Raw genomic sequence first — 6,000 nt, 5'->3', positions numbered from 1 at the left:
GGCCGGTTCGGCTGGCTCTCGTGGGGGTTCCGGCGCCGCCTGGGCTGGTGATGCTGTCGGGATCGGGGCCGGGGCGCTTGCCGCGTGCTCGATATGCTCCACCGGGGCGAAGGGCAGCGGCTGAGGTGCCGGTATGGCGTCGGTGGCCGGCGAAACCGGTTTGGCGTCGTTCGTGCCGTCGTTCCGGGCGAAGGACTGCGCGTCGATGTCGGCGATGGAACTCACCTCAATCGTGCGCGCCTCGCCGGTGTCGTCGTCCTGATCGGCGTTCGCGGCGCCGCCGGCAGGCTCCGAATGCGTCGGATCAAGAGGGGAAAACTGCGTGGTGGGCAGGTCGTTGGCCATCAGCGGCTCCTTTCCTTGCGCACGGCTTCCTCGAGCATCGTCACGACGCAGCTGGGAACCATGCCGGTGACGTCGCCGCCGTGCCGAACCACATCCTTGACGATCGAGCTGGAAATGTGCTCGAGCACCGGATTGGCCGGCAGGAACAGCGTTTCGATGCCGGCGAGCTTGCGATTCACCAGCGCCATGCCCAGTTCGGCTTCGTAGTCGCCGTTCTGCCGCAGCCCCTTGACGATTACCTCCGCGCCAACCTGCTGGCAGTATTCGGTGATCAGGCCGCTGGTGGACGCGACCTTGACGTTGGGGAAGCCGTCCTTGTCGAGGGCGCGGCGGATCACATCGGTGCGCGTTTCAACGGAGAACATCGGCGTCTTCGCCGCATTGATGGCCACCACCACGTGAACTTCGTCAAAGAATTTGGCACAACGTTCGATGACGTCCAAATGTCCCGCGGTGACGGGATCGAACGAACCTGGGCATACTGCGATTGTCATACGACCCAGCCTACCGCGCACCGGCGAAAGAACGCCGCCGATGAACAAGTTGGCGGCGATGGGGATTCGGCCCGCCTTGCGCCGGCGAGGGAACGGGAGGCATTGGCGCCGTCTGACGTTTGGCGCGGCGTACGGCCTATGATGGAGTCATGAGCATGTTCGATGATGATTTGTCCGATCCGCTGGCGCCGCTGTCCACTCCCGACCAGGGTACGGGCACGGCTGTTTTGGAGCGCCCGGAGACGCAGGAGGAGACCAACAGGGATGACGGCGGGGATGCGGATCGCTTCGCGCATTACGTGTCGAAGGAACGCATCGCCGAATCGAGAATGACCGGCCGTCCCGTGGTCGCGCTTTGCGGCAAGGTGTGGGTGCCCAAGCATGACCCCAGCCAATACCCCGTGTGCCCCGACTGCAAGCGCATCTATGACGAGATGACGCGCTAGGTGCCCGTATATGCCGCCGGTATGCCCGATATCGGCGGATGAGCGCGGGAGATATGACGACGGCCCGGCGCCTCGATGAGAGGAACGCCGGGCCGTCGTCACCGTTGGCGTGGCAGCCGCCTGATCAGGACAGCGCCTCGCGGTACTTGGCGATCATCTCGTCGTATTCGGCGGCGGTGAGGTATGTGCGGTTGGGGTTCATGGCGAAGGTGCTGCCCCATTCGAACGGGTCGGACTGGTACTTCGGCACCAGGTGGAAGTGCAGGTGGCGGCCGGTGTCGCCGTAGGCGCCGTAGTTGACCTTGTCGGGGTTGAACAGCTTGTGCACCGCCTCGGCGACGCGGTTGACGTCTTCGAAGAAGGCCGCGCGGTCTTCTTGCGAGAGCTCGGTGATCTCGCCGACATGGAACTTGGAGGCCACGATCACACGACCGGGGTGGCTTTGCTCCTTGAACAGCACCAGCTTGGACGCCGGCAGGTCCATGATCTTAATGCCGAATTCGTCGAGCAGTGCGCCTTCGTCGCAGTAGCTGCAGGGTTCGTGTTCACTCATGTGTTCTCCTTTGATGGTCGAGTGATGACGCTCACCAGTGTACGTCAGGAGGGGTGGCGCCCGGTAGCGCCATAGCGTTTCCGGGCGGCCTGTCAGAGCACGGTGATCTGCGTGGGGATCACCGGCTCGCCCTTCATCAGGGACTGCGCGGTGACCGGCAGTTCGGCGAGGGCCTTGGCGCGGTATTCGTGCGCCGTCATGATCGCGTCGTGACCCTGCCACCGGGAGTCGATCTGGCCGTGGTCCACGTAATCCACCAGCAGGTTCTTCCATGCGGGGTCGCTCCGGTAGGCGGCGAGTTTGCTCTCGGATCCGGAGATCACATGCTCGCAGTCGGCCAGACCGTATTCGTATGAACGGAAGGCGAGTTTGCGGCCGGGGACGGTGGCCTTGTCCTTGCTCTTCTTGGCGACCGGGGTCATCACGCCGTCCGCGCCCTCGCGCTCGGTGAGCTTGTACACCATGGCGCAGGTGGGGGCGCCGGAACCGGTGACCAGCATGGTGCCCACGCCGTAGGAGTCCACGGGCGCGGTCTGCAGGGCGGCCAGCGCGTATTCGTCGAGGTCGTTGGTCACGGTGATGGTGGTGTTGGTGGCGCCGAGCGCGTCGAGCTGGTTGCGCACGCGCTGGGCCAGGGAGGCGAGGTCGCCGGAGTCGATGCGCACGCCGCCGAGCTGGGGTCCGGCCACCTCCACGGCTGTTTTCACGGCCTCTTCGATGTTGTAGGTGTCGACCAGCAGCGTGGTGTTTTCTCCAAGCGCGGCGATCTGCGAGGCGAAGGCCTGGCGTTCGTCGTCGTGCACCAGCGTGAAGCAGTGGGCGGCGGTGCCGATGGCCTTGAGCCCATAGATCTGCGCGGCCAGCAGGTTGGCGGTGCCCTGGAACCCGCCGACCACTGCGGCGCGCGCGGCTGCCACGGCGGCCCATTCGTTGGTGCGGCGGCCGCCCATGTCCATGCAGGGGCGGTCTTTGGCCGCGGACACCATGCGGCTTGCGGCCGAGGCGACCGCGGAATCGTAGTTGAGCATGCTCAGCAGCAGCGTCTCCAGCAGCGTGCACTCGCCGAAGGTGCCTTCCACCTGCAGAATGGGGGAGTTCGGGAAGAACATTTCGCCTTCGCGGTAGCCCCTGATCGACCCGGAGAAGTGGTAGTTCTCCAGCCACTTGATGGTTTCGGGCGAGACGACGTGGCGGTCGGCGAGGAATTTGAGGTCCTCGTCGGACAGGTGGAAGTGCTCGAGGGCGTCGAGGATGCGCCCGACGCCGGCGACCACGCCGTAGCGGCGTCCTTCGGGCAGATGCCTGGTGAAGATCTCGAAGACGCATTGGCGGTCGGCGGTGCCGTCTTTCAGGCATGCGTCCAGCATGGTGTATTCGTACATGTCGGTCATGAGGGCCGGGGAGTAATCGGTGTAAGCGCCCATATGAGTCTTCTTTCGATTGATGCGTCGGTGCGCCGGCCGTCGGGTCGGCTTATTGCACAGTTGCCCAACAGCGTACTCTGACCGCGGCGGTTTGACGTATGGTCATCTGCGTGTTGGACCGTCCGGCCCCCGTCAGGGATGCCGCTAGGGTGAGTGCTATGAGATTTGTTGCGGGCGTTTTCCGGTTGGCCATTGCGTTCTTTGCGATCGCGGGCACCTATCCCACGTGGACGGGCGCGCGTCCATGGGACTGGGTGTATTTCACCAACCAGTCGAATATGGTGCTTGGTTTTGTGATGCTGTGGGCGGGTGCGGCGAGCCTGATCAAGGGGGTCCAGCCGCCGGCGTGGCTGAAGGGCTGCATCACGTTGTATATCGCGATCACCGGTCTGGTGGCGTGGCTTGTGCTGCCTCCCGCGGTGATGGGCCCGTCCACCGCGTATGTGCTCGGGATTCCCGCGCCGACGATGGTGCATGTGATCGCCCCCATAATGGCCGTTGCCGATTTTGTGCTGTTTGACGAGCATCGTCGCTTCGCGTGGCATTACACGCTGAGTTGGCTGCTGTATTTCCCCGTGTATTTGGCGCTTGTGCTGATTCGCGCGGCGGTGTTCACCGATCAGCCGCTGTCGTCCGGCGAGATGTACCCGTATTCGTTTGTGGATTTGGCCACATTGGGCTGGGCGCGGCTCGGGGAGAACGTGGTGACGTATCTTGCCGTGTTCTTTGTGCTTGGGCTGGTGCTGTTCCTGATCGACAAGATCCTGCCGAAGCGTCCGCTGCTCGGGTGAAGTGCCGTGCCGGTGCTAGGGTGCGGAAAGGAAGTCGTCAGGGCTGTCAGGGAGGTATGTGATGGCGGAGATTAGGGATTTGCTGGCTGGTTCGGGCACGGTGGTGCGTCCCGACGGCCGTACGGTCGATGAGTTGCGTCCGGTGTCGATCCAGCGTCATTTCACCGACGCTCCGGAGGGTTCGGTGCTGATTTGCTGTGGCAATACGCGCGTGATGTGCACGGCCACGTTCACGGCCGGCGTGCCGCGGTGGCGCAAGGATTCCGGGCTCGGCTGGGTGACTGCGGAGTATGCGATGCTGCCCCGGGCCACCTCGGAGCGCACCGATCGCGAGTCGGTGAAGGGCAGGATCGGCGGTCGCACGCATGAGATCAGCCGTCTGATCGGCCGCTGCCTGCGTGGCGTGGTGGATATGAAGGCGCTGGGGGAGAACCAGATTCAGATCGACTGCGATGTGCTGCAGGCCGATGGCGGTACGCGCACCGCTTCGATCACCGGCGCGTATGTGGCTCTGGTGGACGCGCTGCACTGGGCCGAGCGCAAGCGTCTGATCCGTTCCGCCGACCGCGTGCTGAACGACTGCGTGTCCGCGGTGTCGGTTGGCGTGATCAACGGCACGCCGATGCTGGACCTGCCGTATATCGAGGACAGCCAGGCTATGACCGACATGAATGTCGCGATGACCGGGGCCGGCAAGTTCATCGAGATTCAGGGCACTGCCGAGCATCGTCCCTTTGACCGCGACGAGCTCAACGTGCTGCTTGATCTTGCGGCCAAGGGCAATAGGGAATTGCAGGCAGCCCAGCGCAAGGCGCTGTCCGAGGACTGAGCCCGTCGACGTCGTCGGCGGCGCGGTGCGATTGGCAAACAAGCGCGATTGGCAAACAAATAGGCCAAACAGGTAGGCAATTGGCAGATGGGCGAGGGGAGTGACGATGTCCGATACGATCACCGTGGTGGTGGCCACGCATAACGAGGGCAAGCTGGTGGAGATCCGCAGGATCCTCGATGAGGGGCTTGGCGGGGATGCAGCGCGCATCTCGTTGAAGTCCGCCGGTTCGTTGGGTCTGGACGATCCTGTGGAAACGGGCGTGACCTTTGAGGAGAATGCGCTGCTCAAGGCCCGTGCCGCCGCCGCGCAGACCGGTTTGCCGGCCATCGCCGACGATTCGGGGCTGGTGGTGGACGTGATGGGTGCCGCCCCGGGCATTCTGTCGGCGCGATGGGCCGGGGCCCATGGCCACGATGCGGCTAACAACGCGCTGCTGCTCGCTCAGCTTGACGACATTCCGGATGCCAGGCGCACCGCCCGCTTCCGCTGCGCCGCCGCGCTGGTGGTTCCCGCCGTCTCGCGGGGTGAGGGTTCCGGCGATGACGATGCCGAAGGCGCCGCGGAGCCGCGCGAAACGGTTGAATTGGGCGAGATGCCGGGGATGGTTATTCGCAGGCCGCGTGGCGAGCGCGGTTTCGGCTATGACCCGATTTTCGTGCCCGATGATCAGCCTGGGCGTACCAGCGACGACCCGGACCATGAGGGCGAGCCGCTCACCTCGGCTGAGATGACCCCCGCCGAGAAGAATGCGATCTCCCACAGGGGCAAGGCGCTCAGGGCCCTGGTCCCCGCTCTGGAATCACTGCTTAAATAGATGGCCGCTCGATGCTCAATGGCCGCCGACTGTCTTGCGGCGGCTTCGCCATTTCGTGAAGTGCGCGAGATGGGACTTGAACCCACACGTCAAAGACACAGGAACCTAAATCCTGCGCGTCTACCAATTCCGCCACTCGCGCGAACCCGGGGCCTCGGTTGATCGGACCTCATATGCAAAACCCTAGGCTTGCCGGCGAAGCGGTGCGCCTAGGGTGCTGCTGGAGCCACTTGTCAGAATCGAACTGACGACCTGCTCATTACGAGTGAGCCGCTCTACCGACTGAGCTAAAGTGGCGTTC

General features: G+C 64.2%; 7 protein-coding genes, 2 tRNA genes and 1 pseudogene. 4 read left to right on the top strand and 6 right to left on the bottom strand.

Annotated features, from left to right (window positions below):
- Together B2994_RS02610 and coaD are read right to left on the bottom strand one after the other, a co-directional pair.
- Positions 1-345 (bottom strand): annotated as a pseudogene (locus B2994_RS02610) (hypothetical protein); the annotation flags it as partial.
- Positions 345-839, bottom strand: coding sequence for a pantetheine-phosphate adenylyltransferase (gene coaD, locus B2994_RS02605; RefSeq protein WP_291526839.1), 495 nt, complete (start codon positions 837-839; stop codon positions 345-347). The gene coaD and the pseudogene B2994_RS02610, both read right to left, overlap by 1 nt.
- A gap of 155 nt (positions 840-994) precedes the next feature.
- On the opposite strand from coaD, the gene B2994_RS02600 reads away from it, so the two are divergent.
- Complete coding sequence (locus B2994_RS02600) at positions 995-1,285, top strand: DUF3039 domain-containing protein (protein WP_291526847.1); 291 nt, start codon at positions 995-997, stop codon at positions 1,283-1,285.
- Positions 1,286-1,409: 124 nt separating this feature from the next.
- On the opposite strand, the gene B2994_RS02595 is transcribed toward B2994_RS02600, so the two are convergent.
- Together B2994_RS02595 and B2994_RS02590 are read right to left on the bottom strand one after the other, a co-directional pair.
- Positions 1,410-1,838 carry an HIT family protein gene (locus tag B2994_RS02595; protein ID WP_291526838.1) on the bottom strand — a complete coding sequence of 143 codons (429 nt, stop codon included), beginning with the start codon at positions 1,836-1,838 and terminating at the stop codon, positions 1,410-1,412.
- Positions 1,839-1,930: 92 nt separating this feature from the next.
- On the bottom strand, positions 1,931-3,262 hold the full coding sequence (locus B2994_RS02590) for a nicotinate phosphoribosyltransferase (RefSeq protein ID WP_291526837.1): 1,332 nt from the start codon (positions 3,260-3,262) through the stop codon (positions 1,931-1,933).
- Positions 3,263-3,420: 158 nt separating this feature from the next.
- Here B2994_RS02590 and B2994_RS02585 point away from each other — a divergent pair, with 158 nt between their 5' ends.
- From B2994_RS02585 to B2994_RS02575, 3 genes are all read left to right on the top strand, one after another.
- Positions 3,421-4,053 carry a Pr6Pr family membrane protein gene (locus B2994_RS02585; RefSeq protein WP_291526836.1) on the top strand — a complete coding sequence of 211 codons (633 nt, stop codon included), beginning with the start codon at positions 3,421-3,423 and terminating at the stop codon, positions 4,051-4,053.
- Between the two features lie 61 nt (positions 4,054-4,114).
- Positions 4,115-4,882 (top strand): ribonuclease PH, encoded by a 768-nt coding sequence (rph, locus tag B2994_RS02580; RefSeq protein ID WP_291526835.1) that lies wholly within the window; start codon positions 4,115-4,117, stop codon positions 4,880-4,882.
- Positions 4,883-5,000: 118 nt separating this feature from the next.
- Positions 5,001-5,699: a non-canonical purine NTP pyrophosphatase gene (locus tag B2994_RS02575; RefSeq protein ID WP_291526846.1), complete on the top strand. Its 699-nt coding sequence runs from the start codon at positions 5,001-5,003 to the stop codon at positions 5,697-5,699.
- Between the two features lie 61 nt (positions 5,700-5,760).
- Here B2994_RS02575 and B2994_RS02570 read toward each other — a convergent pair.
- A tRNA-Leu gene (locus B2994_RS02570) sits at positions 5,761-5,841 on the bottom strand.
- Between the two features lie 79 nt (positions 5,842-5,920).
- Positions 5,921-5,996, bottom strand: a tRNA-Thr gene (locus B2994_RS02565).
- Between the last annotated feature and the right edge of the window lie 4 nt (positions 5,997-6,000).

Origin of the sequence: Bifidobacterium sp. UBA744 (genome assembly GCA_002298605.1) — a bacterium.
GTDB lineage: Bacteria > Actinomycetota > Actinomycetes > Actinomycetales > Bifidobacteriaceae > Bifidobacterium.
This window is presented reverse-complemented; position numbering and strand designations above follow the sequence as displayed.

Coding starts and splice junctions, on each gene's coding strand:
- coaD (WP_291526839.1), bottom strand. CDS start 839: ATGACAATCGCAGTATGCCCAGGTTCGTTCGATCCCGTCACCGCGGGA.
- B2994_RS02600 (WP_291526847.1), top strand. CDS start 995: ATGTTCGATGATGATTTGTCCGATCCGCTGGCGCCGCTGTCCACTCCC.
- B2994_RS02595 (WP_291526838.1), bottom strand. CDS start 1,838: ATGAGTGAACACGAACCCTGCAGCTACTGCGACGAAGGCGCACTGCTC.
- B2994_RS02590 (WP_291526837.1), bottom strand. CDS start 3,262: ATGGGCGCTTACACCGATTACTCCCCGGCCCTCATGACCGACATGTAC.
- B2994_RS02585 (WP_291526836.1), top strand. CDS start 3,421: ATGAGATTTGTTGCGGGCGTTTTCCGGTTGGCCATTGCGTTCTTTGCG.
- rph (WP_291526835.1), top strand. CDS start 4,115: ATGGCGGAGATTAGGGATTTGCTGGCTGGTTCGGGCACGGTGGTGCGT.